Raw genomic sequence first — 14224 nt, 5'->3', positions numbered from 1 at the left:
CGCCATGAGTGAGCAACGGGTGATCTCCAGCTCCAAGCGCCCCATCGGTGGGATCCGTGAGTCCAAGGTCGCAGAAGCAGCGCCCGCGGACACCAAGAAGAAGAAGAAGAGCGGGAAGAAGCCGAAGAAGCTCGTCCTGATCATCGGGGCGGCGGTCGCGGTCCTCGCCGTCGGCGGCGCGGCCTACTTCTTCCTGCTCAAGCCCGGCGGCGAGCCGGCCGCGGAGCCTGCGCCCGTTCCCGGCGCGGTCGTTTCGGTCGAGGCCGTGAGCATCAACCTTTCCGACGGTCACTACCTTCGCCTCGGCCTCGGCCTGCAGCTGACCGCCGACGTCGGCGAGGAAGCGCCGGACACCTCGAAGGCCCTCGACCACGCGATCGCCCTGTTCTCCGGGCACACCGTCGAGGAGGTCTCCGACCCGGTGACCCGCGAGGCGCTCAAGGCCGAACTTGTCAGCGAGCTCGCCGAGGCGTACGAGGGCGAGGTGATGGACGTCTATCTGACCGACTTCGTCACCCAGTGAGGTGATACCCGACCGGCACGGATGCCGGTAGTTCACGGCGCCATGGAGGGCGCCACATCGATCCCGCGTCTCATCGGGATGCCACCACCGTCGCAAGGACGAGCCGACCGGTTCCTCACAACCGCGCGACCGCGGCCGATCAGAGTTTCGTGACGGTCCAGGACACGAAGCAGACGCGCAAACGGCGCGGCAACACCGGCCCCCCGCAGCCGTACGACTTCCGTCGACCGATGACCCTGGTGCGCGAGCACGGCCGGGTCCTCGAGATGGCATTCGAGAACTTCTCCCGCCAGTGGGGAAACCAGCTCTCGGCACGCCTGCGCACCCTCGCGACAGTCTCGATCGACTCGGTCACGATGCGCTCCTACGAGGAGTACGTCCGCTCGCTCCCGCAGCAGACCGTGATGCTCATGTGCACGGTGGAGCCGAGCCGCGCGACCGCCGTCGTCCAGATCCCCAGCGGGATGACGATGAGCTGGGTCGACTTCCTGCTCGGCGGGCCGGGCATGGTGATCGGCGACGCCGAGCGGGAGCTCACCGAGATCGAGTTCCAGCTCGTCCGCGACCTCCTGCAGCTCTCGCTCGGGGACTTCTCCTACGCGTTCGCCGGGATCATGCCGATGACGGTCGACGTGCGGACGGTGCAGTACAGCCCGCAGTTCGTCCAGGCCGTCGCGGCCTCGGCGCCCGTCATCGTCGCGACCTTCACGATGCACGTCGGTGACCTCGAGGACACCACGACGATGATGCTGCCGGCCGACGTCGTGCTCGCGGGCCTGCGCGCCGGCGACGACACCGACAGCCGGACGTCCGCCGAGCTCGCCGCTCACGACAACGCGCTCGCGCGGCTCACCGCCGGCGTGGGCCTGGTCCCGGTCCCGGTCGCCGTGCGGTTCACCCCGATGACGGTGCGCCCGTCCGACGTCGTCGGCCTCGTGGTCGGCGACGTCGTCCGCCTGGGCCATCCCGCCACTCGCCCCCTCGATGTCGTCGTCGACGGCGTCGTTCTCGCCCGGGCCGCTGCCGGGACCCAAGGCACGCGCCTCGCGTGTGTCGTCGTGACCTCCGAGGAGACCTCCTGATGTTCGCCCCCACCCTTGCTCCCGAGGCCCGCGCCGCCGCCGAGCTGCTCGTCAGCCTGCTGCCGTCGACCGTCCCGCTGACGGTCGCGCCGCTCGATCCGGCCCGGGGCCCCGGACCCGAGGCGGCTGCCGTGGTGTCGACGTTCGTCGGGGCCAGCAGCGTCGAGCTCATCCTCGTCGCCGAGACCGCGGTCGCGGAGTCCCTCGCGGGCGCCGGCGGCACCCCGATCTCGCTCGCCGACGCGCTGCGCCCCGCCCTCGAGGCCGCCGCCGTGGCGTTCGGTCCGGGCGTGCTCGACGTGGCCGAGATCCGCCCCGTCGGCGCAGACCTCGTCGGGGAGGGCCTGACGGCCTTCGCTCTCCTGGCCGACGGCGTGCCGCAGGCCTGGTTCGGGGTCCGCAACCGCACGCGCGAGGCCACCGTGCCGCACCAGCGCGACCCGCGTCAGCGCACCGACCTGCGCCTGCTGTACGACGTCGAGATGACGCTCACCGCCGAGATCGGCCGCACCCGCCTGCCCGTCCGACAGGTCCTCGAGCTGATCCCGGGATCGGTGCTCGAGCTCGACCGTGCCGCCGGATCGCCCGCGGACATCATGGTCAACGGCCGACTGATCGCCCGCGGCGAGGTCGTCGTCGTCGACGAGGACTACGGGATCCGCATCACGGAGATCATCTCGGCCGACCAAGCCTCAGCCTGATGTCCGTCGCGTTGCTGGGCCTGCGGGTGGTGCTCGCCCTCGCCTGCGTGCTCGCCCTCATCTGGCTCGCGAGCCGCAAGCTCTCGGGGATGTCGGGACTCGGCAAGCCGCGCTCGATCCCGCTGACGGTGCTCGGCCGGCAGTCGCTCGGCAAGGGCTCCGGCATCGCGCTCGTCGAGGTCGCCGGGCGCGTGCTGCTGCTCGGGGTCGGCGAGCAGGGCGTGCGGGTCCTCACCGAGATCGACGTGCCCGCCCCCGCGCCGGTGCCGACCCCCCTGGCGGGCGACTCCTCGGTGCTCGTGACCTCCTCCGTCGTCGCGGACGACGCGACCTACGTGCTTCGCGAGGAGATCGACCTGGCGACGCTGGTCGGCCCCTACCCGGACGGACCGCTGGTCGGGGAGCTGGTCAGCCCGCACGCCGACGGGTCCGACCGGCTCGCGGACGACGTGCCCGCGGACGATCAGGTGCTCCCGACGACCGTGGTGGACCCGGCCGGGCTGGCGCACCTCGCCGGCCTCGCCGCGTCGTCGAGCGCGCGCGGCGCCAGCGCGCTGCACGGCTCGATCCTGTCGCTCGACACCTGGCGGCGGGCGGTCGACGTCGTCCAGCAGCGCACGGTGCGCCGATGAGCGGCGCATCGCCGACCCCGCACCTGCTGCGGGTCGGTCTCGCGGTCGCCGGGGTCGCGGTCCTGCTCGCGCTCGCGGGCGCCGCACCCGCGACCGCCGCACCCACGGCGGCGGCACCCACGATCGCCGCACCCGCGACCGCCGTCGGGCATGCGACCGCGGCACCTGCCACCGTCGTCGCGCTGAGGGCGACCGTGATCCTGCCCGCCGCTCCGGGTGATCCCGTGGACCCGACCGCCCCGGTCGACCCCAACGCGCCCGCCGCGGACCCGTCCGTCACGGTCGACCTCAACGGCGTGAACGGCACCCCGAGCAGCTCGATCACCGTGCTGCTCGCGCTCACCGTCCTGTCGGTGGCCCCGTCGCTGCTGCTGATGATGACGGCCTTCACCAAGATCTTCGTGGTGCTCGCCCTCACGCGGAACGCGCTCGGCCTCACCGGCGTGCCGCCCAACCAGATCCTCGCCGGGCTCGCACTGTTCCTCAGCCTGTTCATCATGGCGCCGGTGCTGTCCGAGGTGAACACGGTCGGGCTGCAGCCCTACCTCAACGGCAGCGCGACCTTCTCGCAGGCCGTCGACGTCGGTCAGGAGCCCCTGCGCGAGTTCATGCTCAAGCAGACCCGCGAGGAGGACATCGCGCTGATGACCCGCGCGGCGGACCTGCCCAACCCCGAGGACGCGGAGTCCGTCTCGACCCTCACGCTCATCCCGGCGTTCATGCTCTCCGAGCTGCGCAGCGCGTTCATCATCGGGTTCGTCATCTTCGTGCCGTTCCTGGTGATCGACCTGGTGGTCTCCTCGTCGCTGATGGCGATGGGCATGATGATGCTGCCGCCGACGATGATCGCGCTGCCGTTCAAGCTGCTGCTGTTCGTGCTCGTCGACGGGTGGGGCCTGATCATCACGGCCCTGGTCGGCAGCTATACGGCGACGGGTTGAGCCGTGGACACCAATGCCGTTCTCGACATCGGGCTCGACGCCCTCGTCCTCGCCGCCAAGCTGTGCGCTCCGGTGCTCATCACCGCGCTCGTGGTGGGCCTCGCGGTCTCGCTGCTGCAGTCCGTCACCCAGGTGCAGGAGGTCACGCTCAGCTTCGTGCCGAAGGCGCTCGCGGTCGGGGTCGTGCTGCTCGTGACCGGGCACTGGATGATCGCGGAGGTCGTCAGCTTCACCGAGGAGCTCTTCAGCCGCATCCCGACCCTGCTCAGCGGCGGCTGACATGACCTTCGCCCTGCCGTGGGTCGGGCTCGAGTCGGTGATGCTGGCCGGGGTCCGGATCGTGACGTTCCTCATCATCGCCCCACCGTTCGCCCACCGCGGGATCCCCAACACCGTCCGGGTGATGCTCGCCCTCGCCCTGGCGCTGCTCATCGCGCCGCGCGCCCGGGCGGCGTCCGACCCGACCGACGTCGCCGCGTTCGTCGGCCAGCTCCTCATGCAGGTCCTGATCGGCGCCGCCCTCGGGTTCCTCGTCGCGCTGGTGTTCGCCGCGCTGCAGTCCGCCGGCGGGCTGATCGACCTGCTGGCCGGGTTCCAGATGTCGCAGGCCTATGACCCGATGGGCCAGTTCAGCGGTGCGCAGTTCGCCCGGCTCTACCAGCTGACGGCGATCGTCCTTCTCTTCGCCTCGGACGGGTACCAGATCGTCATCCTCGGGCTGGTCCGCACGTTCGACGTGCTGCCGCTCGGCATGTCGCTCGACCTCGCGGCCATGGCCGCGTCCAGCACGGCCGGGCTCACCGCGATGTTCGTCGCGACGCTGCAGATCGCGGGCCCGCTCGCCGTCGTCCTCTTCCTGGCCGACGTCGGCCTCGGTCTGCTCACGCGCGTCGCCCCGGCGCTGAACGCGTTCGCGCTCGGCTTCCCGCTGAAGATCCTGCTGACCCTGATGCTGGCCGGCACCGCGTTCGTCGCGCTGCCGCAGCTGGTCTCGCACCTCACGGGCGAGGCCATGACCACGTTGATGGGGGTGTCCGGATGAGCGGCGACGCCGGCGACAAGTCCCACAAGGCCACCCCGAAGCGCATGAAGCAGCTGCGCCACGACGGTGCGCTGCAGCGGTCGCAGGACCTGTCCGCGTGGCTCGGCATGGGGGTGGCGGCGATGACGCTGTCCGCCGTGCTCGCGACCGGGACCGCGAACGCGGTCCAACAGCTCACGGTGGTGCGCGCGATCATCGCCAACCCGGACCCGGCCGTGGCCGTCCAGGCGCTCTTCGACGGTACGACGACGATCCTGCCGGCCATCGCGCCGCTGCTCGTCGTCGTCGTGATCGCCGCCATCGGTGGCTCCGCGGCGCAGGGCGGCATCTACTTCTCGACGAAGAAGCTCAAGCCCACGTTCAAGCAGTTCAACCTGGTCAAGGGCCTCAAGCGCGTGTTCGGCGGGCAGGCCTGGTGGCAGGGCCTCAAGGCGCTGCTCAAGACGATCGTCGTGGCCGGGGTCCTGTTCGTCACCGTCAAGAACATCACCCCGATGCTGCTGACGTCCGGCGGGCTGTCCCTGCACCAGGTCCTCGACCTCGCCGCCGGCGGCGTCGCCGACCTGATGCGCACCGCCGTCGCCGCGGGCCTGATCCTCGCGGTGTTCGACATCCTCGTGATCCGGAAGACGAACCGGAAGCAGACGATGATGAGCACCCAGGAGATCAAGCAGGAGAGCAAGTCGAGCGAGGGTGACCCGCTGCTCAAGGGCGCGATCCGGTCCAAGCAGCTGGCGATGAGCCGCAACCGCATGATGGCGGCGATCGCCACGGCCGACGTCGTGCTCGTCAACCCCACCCACGTCGCCGTCGCGCTCAAGTACGAACCCGGGCACGGCGCCCCGCGGGTGGTGGCCAAGGGTTCCGGCCACGTCGCCGCCCGCATCCGCGCGGAGGCCACGGCCAAGCGCGTGCCGATGGTCGCGGACGTGCCGCTCGCGCGGGCGCTGAACGCGGCCTGCAAGCTCGGCCAGGAGGTGCCCGAGGACCTGTTCGTCCAGGTCGCCAAGATCCTCGCGTTCGTCATGTCGCTGCGCCGCCGCGGTGCCGCCCAGGGCGTGCACACCGTCCCGGACCGGAGGGCCGCGTGACCTTCCCCCGGCCACCGCTGAGCCCCCCGGGCCACGCGATCCCCCCGCCCGCCCGGCACGCGCGCCCTGCCAGCCCCGCACGCCCCGCCAGCCCCGCCCGAGCCACCAGGCCCACCCGAACGAGGACGAGTCGATGAAGAACACGAACATTGCCGGGCTCGCGGTCCCCGCCGGCGTCGTCGGCATCGTCATGCTGCTCGTGGTGCCGATCCCCGCGCAGCTGCTCGACCTGCTGATCATCGTCAACATCATCGGCTCGCTCGTGATCCTGCTGACGTCCATGTACGTCAAGCGGCCGCTCGACTTCTCGATCTTCCCGTCGTTGCTGCTCGTCGCCACGCTGTTCCGGCTCGGGCTCAACGTCGCCTCGACCCGGCTGGTGCTGCGCGACGGGTACGCGGGGGAGGTCATCGAGGCGTTCGGGCACTTCGTCGTGGGCGGCTCGCTCGTGATCGGCCTCGTGATCTTCATGATCCTGGTCGTCATCCAGTTCGTCGTGATCACGAACGGCGCCGGGCGCGTGGCCGAGGTCGGGGCCCGGTTCACCCTGGACGCCATGCCCGGCAAGCAGATGGCGATCGACGCCGACCTCAACTCGGGGCTCATCGACGAGGACACCGCGCGCCGGCGCCGGGCCGACGTCGGCGCCGAGGCGGACTTCTACGGCGCGATGGACGGTGGGTCCAAGTTCGTCAAGGGTGACGCGATCGCCGGCATCATCATCACGCTGATCAACCTCATCGGCGGATTCGTCATCGGCATGCTGCAGATGGGCATGTCCGCCGGCGAGGCGCTCGAGCACTTCAGCCTGCTGACCATCGGCGACGGTCTCGTCACCCAGATCCCGGCCCTGCTGCTCTCGGTCTCGAGCGGCATCATCGTCACGCGAGCCACGGCCGACGGCGACCTCGGCTCGGCCGCGAGCAAGCAGCTCGCCCAGTCGAGCCAGGCCCTGCAGATCGCCGGCGTCGCCGCGGTCGCCCTGGCCGTGATCCCCGGCCTGCCCAAGCTGCCGTTCATGATCATCGGCGCGCTGCTGATCTACGGCGGCCAGCGGGTCAAGGCCCGCGACGTGGCCGAGGCCGCCGCTGAGCTGACCGCCGCCCCGCCGGTGGCCCCGCAGTCGCCCGACAGCCCCGAGTCGCTGATCGAGCAGATGCGGGTGCACGCCCTCGAGATCCTGCTCGCGCCCGACCTCGTCGACCTGGTCGGCGGGGGCGACGGCGACCTGCTCTCCCGGGTCCGTGGGCTGCGCCGCAAGATCGCCCTCGACCTCGGCGTCGTCGTGCCGCCGGTGCGCACGCGCGACTCCGTCGACCTGCCCCGCTCGACCTACGCGGTCCGGATCTCCGGCGTCGAGGTCGGCCGCGGCGAGCTGCCCGTCGGGCGGATGCTCGCGCTCGGTGACTCGCTCGAGGCGCTGCCCGGCACCGCGGTCCAGGAGCCGGTCTTCGGCCTGGCCGGCAAGTGGATCCCCGCCGAGCTGCGGCACGCGGCCGAGATGTCCGGGGCCACCGTGATCGACCGGGTCTCGGTGCTCATCACGCACCTCGGCTCGATCATCGGCGCGAACGCGTCGCGGCTGCTCACCCGTGAGGACGTCCGGGTCCTCACCGAGGGCGTCAAGCAGGTCAACCCGTCGGTGGTCGACGAGCTCGTGCCGGGGCTGCTCAGCCTCGGGGAGGTCCAGCGCGTGCTGCACGGGCTGCTCGACGAGCAGGTGCCGATCCGCGACCTGGGCCGGATCTACGAGGCGCTCGCGCTGCGGGCGAAGGTCGGCACCGACGTGCCCGGGCTGGTCAACGCCGCCCGGACCGCGCTCGGCCCCGCGCTCGCGGCCCCGTACGGGCACGACGGCGTGCTGCGCGTCATCGTCGTCGACCCGATGCTCGAGCAGCAGCTCGTGGAGTCGCTGCGGCCCGCCGAGGGCGGCGCCCAGATCATGCTCGACCCCGACCGGGTCGACGGGGTGCTCAGCTCGGTGCGCACGTGCGTGGCGGTGGCGGAGGCGAACGGCTTCCCCGTCGTGCTCACCTGCGCGCCCGCGCTGCGCTCCGCGATGCGGCGGCTGGTCCTGCTGGCCAGCCCCGATCTGCAAGTACTGTCCTACACCGAGGTGACCGGATCGGGACTTCGGATCGAGACGGTAGGGACGGTGCGAGATGCCCACGCGATTGCTGCTTGACGGCGACGATCTCGCGACGCTCATGCACCGCGTCCGCGCGGAGATGGGGCCGAACGCCGTGGTGGTCCGCGCCGAGCGCGTGCGCACCGGGGGCCTGGCCGGGTTCTTCGCGAAGGAGCACTTCGAGCTGACCGTCGAGGTTCCCGACCGGCCCGCCCGGATCCCGCGGCGGCAGAGCGTGCACCTGCCGGCGGTCGGCTCGGGGCTGGCCGGCCTTCTCGACGCCGCCGACGCCGAGGAGGCGTGGGACGCAGGTCAGCCCGCACCGGCGGCCGACTTCGTGCCGATGCCGATGCCGATGCCGGCGACGGCGACCGGAGCGGGGGCGAGCCCGTCCGGCACGAGCCCGACCGGGCCTCCGGACGGCTCTTCCCCGGCCGCGGTGCCGACCGGCCCACGGGTGTCGACCGACGCGGACACGTTCGCGACCCTGCTCGCCTCGATCGACGACATGGCCGACGTGCCGAAGCCGCCGGACCCCGTCGACGTCCCGAAGGTGCCGGACGCCGGCGCCGATGCGGGGGACGCAGACCTGCCGTCGGCGGCGCCCGATCCCCGGTTCCTCCCCCGGGAGGCCCCGCCCGGCCCCACCTCGACCACCACTCCCGCGCCGACGGCCGCGCCACCGCGCGCCGGGGGCGGCGACCGGCGCGCGCTGCTCGGGCTCGGCGTCCCCGCCGCCCTGCTCGGCGCCGGCGGGCTCGACGAGACGATGCCGCTGTCCGACCTGCTCGGCCGGCTGGTCCGGCCGCCCGCACTGCTGCGCGACCAGGGCTCGATCATCGCCGTCGTCGGCGAGGGGGCCCAGGCGCTCGAGGTCGCGACCCAGTTCGCGATCCGGCTGCGCCAGGACCCGCACGACGTGGTGCTCGCCGGCCAGATGCACGCGGCCCCCGGGCACGCCCGCCGCCTGCTCAGCCCGACCGCGGCCGCGCAGCACCGCGCGCGCTTCGCCGACGGCGAGCAGGTCAGCATCGTCGCCGTCGGCGTCGGCTCCGAGCCCGAGGACTGGTCCGTCGCCGCGGAGCTGTTGGCCGACCTGGGCCCCGATCAGGCCTGGGCGGTCGTGGACGCGCGGCGCAAGACGGCGGACCTGCGCGCGTGGCTGCGGGTGGTCGGACGGGCCCGCGAGTTCGACGTCGCGGCGGCGGGTTCGGTCCACGAGACCCAGGAACCGGGAACCATGCTGGACCTCGGGCTGCCCATCGGCTGGATCGACGGGCTGCCCGCGACCCCCGTGGTGTGGGCCGCGATGCTGAGCGAACGGCTCGCGGCCGGGGCCCGGTGGGACTGAGGGCGTGCTTGTTGCCCCCCTGGCGGCTCGAGTGGCGTAGCCCGCCGGGGGATTCGCGCCGATAGTCGGATAGTCTCGGCGTCATGCTGGTGCTGAGCCGTCGCGTGGGCGAGCGACTGATGATCGGTGACGACATCGTCATCACGATCCTTGAGGTACGCAGTGACGGCGTACGCCTCGGCATCGACGCGCCGCGGTCGATCGCCGTCAACCGCGCCGAGGTCATCGACGCCGTCAAGGCAGCGAACCTGGCCGCCACGGCCGCCACCGACGCCGCGGTCGACACCCTGCGCCGTCTGGTGCCACCCCGCACCCCCTGATCGCCGACGTCGGGCCGTCCACCGGCTCGAATCGCGGTTGCGCCCTCTGACCTGGGCGTTCGCCGTCCTGCGGTGATGCCTCGCCGGTGTCCAGGGACCAGCCGTGCGCTCCGCCCGGGTGAGTCACGACGTGATCCCGGCCCATACCGCTCATCTCGACCGTGCTGCTGTCGATCAGACGTGCAGTCGCAGGTCCGAGGTGTGTGGAGGCAGCAATGGATGACATGGACGAGATCGTCCGTGAGTTCTTGGTCGAGAGCTACGAGAACCTCGATCAGCTCGATCAGGACCTGGTGGCCCTGGAAGGGTCGCCCGGCTCGCGTGAGCTGCTCAGCAGCATCTTCCGCACGATCCACACCATCAAGGGCACGAGCGGCTTCTTGGCGTTCGGGCTGCTCGAGAAGGTCACCCACGCGGGTGAGAACCTGCTCGTGCAGCTGCGTGAGGGCCGGCGGCAGATGGACCTGCCGACGACCGACGTGCTGCTGCGCATGGTCGACACGGTGCGCGAGATCCTCGCGTCGATCGAGGCGGCCGGGGTCGAGGGCGACATCGCCGTCGATCCGGTGATCGATCAGATCCACGAGGTGCTCGAGAACCGCACCGTCGTGACCGTGCCCGGGGCCGAGGAAGCCGCGACCGACGCCGCCCCCGAAAGCGCCGCAGCACCCGACGAGGCCGACGCACCCGAGCACGAGGCCGATCTCGAAGCCGATCTCGAAGCCGATCTCGTGCCCGTGCCGGCGCCCGTGGCCGTCGAGGCGACCGACGCCGAGCTGGCGTCCGAGCTCGACGCCGCGTTCGTGCAGGACGTCGAGGATCTCGTCGCCGACGCCGCCCTTGACCTCGCCGACGACGACGAGCTCGACCTCGACACCCTCCTGGAGGCCATCGTGACCATCCCCGATCCCGCTGTCGTGGTGCCGCCTGCGGTCGCCCCGTCCGGGTCCATCCTTCCGTCGCAGCGCGGTCGCGCAGCCGACCAGGCCGCGGCGGTCACGGAGGAGCCCGCGTCGGACGCCCCCGGCCCCCGCACCGCCTCCGACGCCTCGATCCGCGTCGACGTCGACCTGCTGGACGCGCTCATGCGTCAGGTCGGCGAGCTCGTGCTCGCCCGCAACCAGCTCAACCGCCTCGCGGACGGCAGCGTCGACGTCGACCTGGTGCGCGCCTCGCAGCGGCTGAGCCTGATCGCCTCCGAGCTGCAAGAGGGCGTCATGAAGACGCGCATGCAGCCGATCGACCACGTGTGGGCCAAGATGCCGCGCATCGTGCGCGACCTTGCCTCGACCTGTGGGCGGCAGGTGCGCCTCGACATGGTCGGCGGTGACACCGAGCTCGACCGCACGCTGCTCGAGGCGGTCAAGGACCCGCTGACCCACCTGGTCCGCAACGCCATCGACCACGGCATCGAAGCACCGAACGACCGCGTCGCGGCGGGCAAGGCCGCCATCGGCGTCCTGACGCTGCGCGCCTACCACGCCGGTGGCCAGGTCGTCGTCGACGTCGTGGACGACGGCAAGGGCATCGACGCCGAGCGGATCGCCGCGAAGGCCGTCGAGCGCGGTCTGCGCACCCCGGAGCAGGTCGCCGGGATGAGCGAGCCCGATCTCCTCCAGCTGCTCTTCCTGCCGGGCTTCTCGATGGCTCAGGCCGTCACCAAGGTCTCCGGCCGGGGTGTCGGGATGGACGTCGTGCGCACGAAGATCGAGGCCATCGGCGGGCAGGTCGACGTCGAGTCCGCGGTCGGGCGCGGGACGACCTGGCGCCTGCGCATCCCCCTGACGCTCGCGATCATGCCCGCACTGACGGTCGAGTCCGCCGGCGAGCTCTATGCGATCCCGCAGGTCAGCCTGCTCGAGCTCGTCGCGCTCGATGGGCAGAAGGCCCGGACGGCGATCGAGTACATCGGTTCCGCTCCGGTCTACCGCCTGCGGGGAGACCTGCTGCCGCTGGTCGAGCTGCGCGACGTGCTCGAGACCGGGCACAACCGCGAGCCCGACGCTCCCGCCGTCATCGCCGTCCTGCAGGCCGACACCCAGCGGTTCGGCCTCATCATCGACCGGGTGCTGAACACGGAGGAGATCGTCGTCAAGGCGCTCTCCGCCCGCCTCAAGGCGATCGGCGTCTACACCGGTGCGACGCTCCTCGGGGACGGCCGCGTGTCGCTGATCCTCGACGTGGGCGCGCTGGCGCGTCGCTCGCTCAACGCCGAGATGCTCGACCTCGACCGCGAGTCGGCCTCGGCCTCGGCCGCCACGGCTGGCGCGACCGAGCAGGTGCTGGTCGCCGGAATCGGCGACGGGCGCCGGGTCGCGATCCCGCTCGGAGCCGTCACCCGGCTCGAGCGCCTGCGAGGCGATCTGGTCGAGCACGTCGGTGGCCGCGAGGTCGTGCAGTACCGCGGCGCGATCGTCCCGCTCGTGCGGCTCGACCGCCTGCTCGGCGCCATGAGTGACGCCGAGGCCGACGAGCTGCTCGTCATCGTCTACACCCGCGGCTCGCGCAGCGTGGCGATCGTGGTCGACGAGATCATCGACATCGTGGACGACGACACCGCCCAGCACAGTCAGATCGACGGCCACGGCCTGATCGGTTCGACCGTCCTCAAGGACCGGGTGACGGAGCGGCTGGATGTCACGCAGGCGGTGCTGACCGCCGATCCGACGTTCTTCGACGACCGCTCCGACACCGCATCCGACGATGCCGGTGACTTCAGCGGGGCGGCCCTTCCGGGTCAGTCCCTGCGGTCCGAGCTCGACACACTCGTGGGGGTTTGAGATGAGCACGCAGCTTGCGACGTTCACGGTCGCCGGGGCCAGGTACGGCATCGACGTCCTGCGGGTCCAGGAGGTGCTTCGCGCACACACCCGGACCACCGTCCCGCTCGCGCCGCCCGGCGTGACCGGACTGGTGAACCTGCGCGGTCAGGTCGTCATGACCATCGACCTGCGCACCCGGCTCGGACTCGCTCCGCTGGCCGAGGACGCCGAGCCGATGATGGTCGTCGTCGAGGTCAACGGTGAGGCGATCAGCCTTCTCGTCGACGAGATCGGCGACGTGTTCGACGTCGACGACTCCAAGTTCGAGACCCCGCCGGACACGCTCCCGGCCGCGCTGCGCGAGGTGATCCTGGGCGCCTACAAGCTCGACCAGGGTCTGCTGCTCGCGCTCGACGTCGAACGAGCCACCGCGGCATAGCGGAAGCGTCCAGCCGCGCCCCGCGTGGCGGCTGGACCGTGAACAGCTTGGCCCGGACTCCTGGTCCGGGGAGGTGAGTGCGGCGAGGCAAGGGGACGGTCGGCGGGAGATCTCGCCGACCGGAGATCGTGGCGTAGTTCCTGTCGAGACACACTGCCGAGGAGTCAACATGAGTGCATCAACCGCCACGAACCCGACTGTCCGACGGGGGAGGCTCGTCGCCGACCGGTCCATCCGGACGAAGATCCTCGCGGTGATCGGCCTGCTGGCGGTCGTCGCAGTCGCGACGGGGGCCATGGCCGTCGTCTCGATGCAGGCCATCGCGGCGGACAGCAAGACCCTGGAGCACGCCCAGACCGAGGTCCAGATCCCGCTCAACCTGGCGCACCAGAACCAGCTCAAGGCGCGGATGATCGCGGCCCAGATCGCGGCGGTGCCGGCGGACGCCACGGCGGACTGGCTCGCCGACCAGGCCGAGAACGACGCCGAGGTCGACGCCAACATCGCCGCCTACGAGGCCGCGGCCCCGGAGGTCTACGAGGGGTGGGCCGAGTTCGTCGACGGCTGGGCCGCCTGGAAGGCCGCCCGGGACTCCGACCTCACACCCGCTGCGCTCACCGGTGACCAGGCCGAGTACGCCCGGGTCCTCGCCGAGGTGACGGAACCGCTGAAGGACACCTTCCTCGACAACCTGGAGCTCGTCGAGGCGCAGGTGACCGAGTACTCGACCGTCATCGCCACCCAGGCGGCGGCGGAGGCCACCACCGCCGTCCGCACCCTGGTGATCTCGCTCGGCATCGCCCTGGTGGTCGTTCTCGCGCTCGGCTACGTGACGGCCCAGGCCATCCGTCGGGCGGTCGAGAAGGTGCGGGTCTCGCTCGAGGCCATGGCCACCGGCGACCTGACCGTGCCGGCCGAGGTCGAGAGCCGGGACGAGGTCGGCCGCATGGCGCAGGCTCTCGGGGCCGCACAGCTCGCCCTGCGGGCCACCCTCGTCGGGGTCGGCGAGACGGCGAGCACGATCGCCGCGGCAGCCGAAGAGATGTCGGCCGCCAACACGCAGGTGGCCGCCGGCTCGGAGGAGACCAGCGCGCGCGCCGGGGTCGTCTCCGCTGCGGCGGAGGAGGTCAGCCGGAACGTGCAGACGGTCGCGGCGGGTGCCGAAGAGATGGGTGCCTCGATCCGGGAGATCGCGCAGAACGCGAACGAGGC

Annotated in this window: 14 protein-coding genes; all 14 read left to right on the top strand. The window is 71.7% G+C overall.

The features are described from left to right. Window positions 1–4 precede the first annotated feature (4 nt). Entirely contained in the window at window positions 5–523 is a 519-nt protein-coding gene (locus EUA98_RS15715) for a flagellar basal body-associated FliL family protein (RefSeq protein ID WP_130103640.1), read from the top strand. Window positions 524–672: 149 nt separating this feature from the next. Further along, window positions 673–1605 (top strand): FliM/FliN family flagellar motor switch protein, encoded by a 933-nt coding sequence (locus EUA98_RS15710; RefSeq protein WP_242511593.1) that lies wholly within the window; start codon window positions 673–675, stop codon window positions 1603–1605. Continuing rightward, window positions 1605–2306 (top strand): flagellar motor switch protein FliN, encoded by a 702-nt coding sequence (gene fliN, locus EUA98_RS15705; RefSeq protein ID WP_130103639.1) that lies wholly within the window; start codon window positions 1605–1607, stop codon window positions 2304–2306. Before EUA98_RS15710 ends, fliN begins: the two co-directional genes overlap by 1 nt. Next, on the top strand, window positions 2306–2938 hold the full coding sequence (locus tag EUA98_RS15700) for a FliO/MopB family protein (RefSeq protein WP_130103638.1): 633 nt from the start codon (window positions 2306–2308) through the stop codon (window positions 2936–2938). The genes fliN and EUA98_RS15700 overlap by 1 nt, the downstream gene beginning before the upstream one ends. Next, window positions 2935–3879 (top strand): flagellar type III secretion system pore protein FliP, encoded by a 945-nt coding sequence (gene fliP / locus EUA98_RS15695; RefSeq protein WP_130103637.1) that lies wholly within the window; start codon window positions 2935–2937, stop codon window positions 3877–3879. Before EUA98_RS15700 ends, fliP begins: the two co-directional genes overlap by 4 nt. A gap of 3 nt (window positions 3880–3882) precedes the next feature. After that, complete coding sequence (gene fliQ / locus EUA98_RS15690; protein WP_130103636.1) at window positions 3883–4158, top strand: flagellar biosynthesis protein FliQ; 276 nt, start codon at window positions 3883–3885, stop codon at window positions 4156–4158. Window position 4159: 1 nt separating this feature from the next. Then, entirely contained in the window at window positions 4160–4921 is a 762-nt protein-coding gene (locus tag EUA98_RS15685) for a flagellar biosynthetic protein FliR (RefSeq protein ID WP_130103635.1), read from the top strand. Then, window positions 4918–6012 carry an EscU/YscU/HrcU family type III secretion system export apparatus switch protein gene (locus EUA98_RS15680; RefSeq protein ID WP_130103634.1) on the top strand — a complete coding sequence of 365 codons (1095 nt, stop codon included), beginning with the start codon at window positions 4918–4920 and terminating at the stop codon, window positions 6010–6012. The genes EUA98_RS15685 and EUA98_RS15680 overlap by 4 nt, the downstream gene beginning before the upstream one ends. Before the next feature lie 133 nt (window positions 6013–6145). After that, window positions 6146–8197 carry a flagellar biosynthesis protein FlhA gene (locus EUA98_RS15675; protein ID WP_130103633.1) on the top strand — a complete coding sequence of 684 codons (2052 nt, stop codon included), beginning with the start codon at window positions 6146–6148 and terminating at the stop codon, window positions 8195–8197. Next, window positions 8175–9491, top strand: a complete 1317-nt coding sequence (locus tag EUA98_RS15670) for a hypothetical protein (RefSeq protein ID WP_130103632.1) — start codon at window positions 8175–8177, stop codon at window positions 9489–9491. The genes EUA98_RS15675 and EUA98_RS15670 overlap by 23 nt, the downstream gene beginning before the upstream one ends. Before the next feature lie 83 nt (window positions 9492–9574). Next, window positions 9575–9811 (top strand): carbon storage regulator CsrA, encoded by a 237-nt coding sequence (gene csrA, locus EUA98_RS15665; RefSeq protein ID WP_130103631.1) that lies wholly within the window; start codon window positions 9575–9577, stop codon window positions 9809–9811. A 215-nt stretch (window positions 9812–10026) separates the two neighbouring features. Beyond that, window positions 10027–12591 (top strand): chemotaxis protein CheA, encoded by a 2565-nt coding sequence (locus EUA98_RS15660; protein WP_130103630.1) that lies wholly within the window; start codon window positions 10027–10029, stop codon window positions 12589–12591. Window position 12592: 1 nt separating this feature from the next. Beyond that, window positions 12593–13012 carry a chemotaxis protein CheW gene (locus EUA98_RS15655; protein WP_130103629.1) on the top strand — a complete coding sequence of 140 codons (420 nt, stop codon included), beginning with the start codon at window positions 12593–12595 and terminating at the stop codon, window positions 13010–13012. Window positions 13013–13181: 169 nt separating this feature from the next. Then, window positions 13182–14224, top strand: a 1043-nt coding sequence (locus tag EUA98_RS15650; protein ID WP_130103628.1) for a HAMP domain-containing protein, incomplete at its 3' end; no start/stop codon positions are given.

The sequence above is a fragment of the Pengzhenrongella frigida genome, assembly GCF_004168625.1.
Classification (GTDB): Bacteria; Actinomycetota; Actinomycetes; order Actinomycetales; family Cellulomonadaceae; genus Pengzhenrongella; species Pengzhenrongella frigida.
This window is presented reverse-complemented; position numbering and strand designations above follow the sequence as displayed.

Excerpts from the sequence above, each read along its gene's own strand:
- EUA98_RS15715 (WP_130103640.1), top strand. The coding sequence starts at position 5 with ATGAGTGAGCAACGGGTGATCTCCAGCTCCAAGCGCCCCATCGGTGGG.
- fliN (WP_130103639.1), top strand. The coding sequence starts at position 1,605 with ATGTTCGCCCCCACCCTTGCTCCCGAGGCCCGCGCCGCCGCCGAGCTG.
- EUA98_RS15700 (WP_130103638.1), top strand. The coding sequence starts at position 2,306 with ATGTCCGTCGCGTTGCTGGGCCTGCGGGTGGTGCTCGCCCTCGCCTGC.
- fliP (WP_130103637.1), top strand. The coding sequence starts at position 2,935 with ATGAGCGGCGCATCGCCGACCCCGCACCTGCTGCGGGTCGGTCTCGCG.
- EUA98_RS15685 (WP_130103635.1), top strand. The coding sequence starts at position 4,160 with ATGACCTTCGCCCTGCCGTGGGTCGGGCTCGAGTCGGTGATGCTGGCC.
- EUA98_RS15680 (WP_130103634.1), top strand. The coding sequence starts at position 4,918 with ATGAGCGGCGACGCCGGCGACAAGTCCCACAAGGCCACCCCGAAGCGC.
- EUA98_RS15675 (WP_130103633.1), top strand. The coding sequence starts at position 6,146 with ATGAAGAACACGAACATTGCCGGGCTCGCGGTCCCCGCCGGCGTCGTC.
- EUA98_RS15670 (WP_130103632.1), top strand. The coding sequence starts at position 8,175 with ATGCCCACGCGATTGCTGCTTGACGGCGACGATCTCGCGACGCTCATG.
- csrA (WP_130103631.1), top strand. The coding sequence starts at position 9,575 with ATGCTGGTGCTGAGCCGTCGCGTGGGCGAGCGACTGATGATCGGTGAC.
- EUA98_RS15660 (WP_130103630.1), top strand. The coding sequence starts at position 10,027 with ATGGATGACATGGACGAGATCGTCCGTGAGTTCTTGGTCGAGAGCTAC.
- EUA98_RS15655 (WP_130103629.1), top strand. The coding sequence starts at position 12,593 with ATGAGCACGCAGCTTGCGACGTTCACGGTCGCCGGGGCCAGGTACGGC.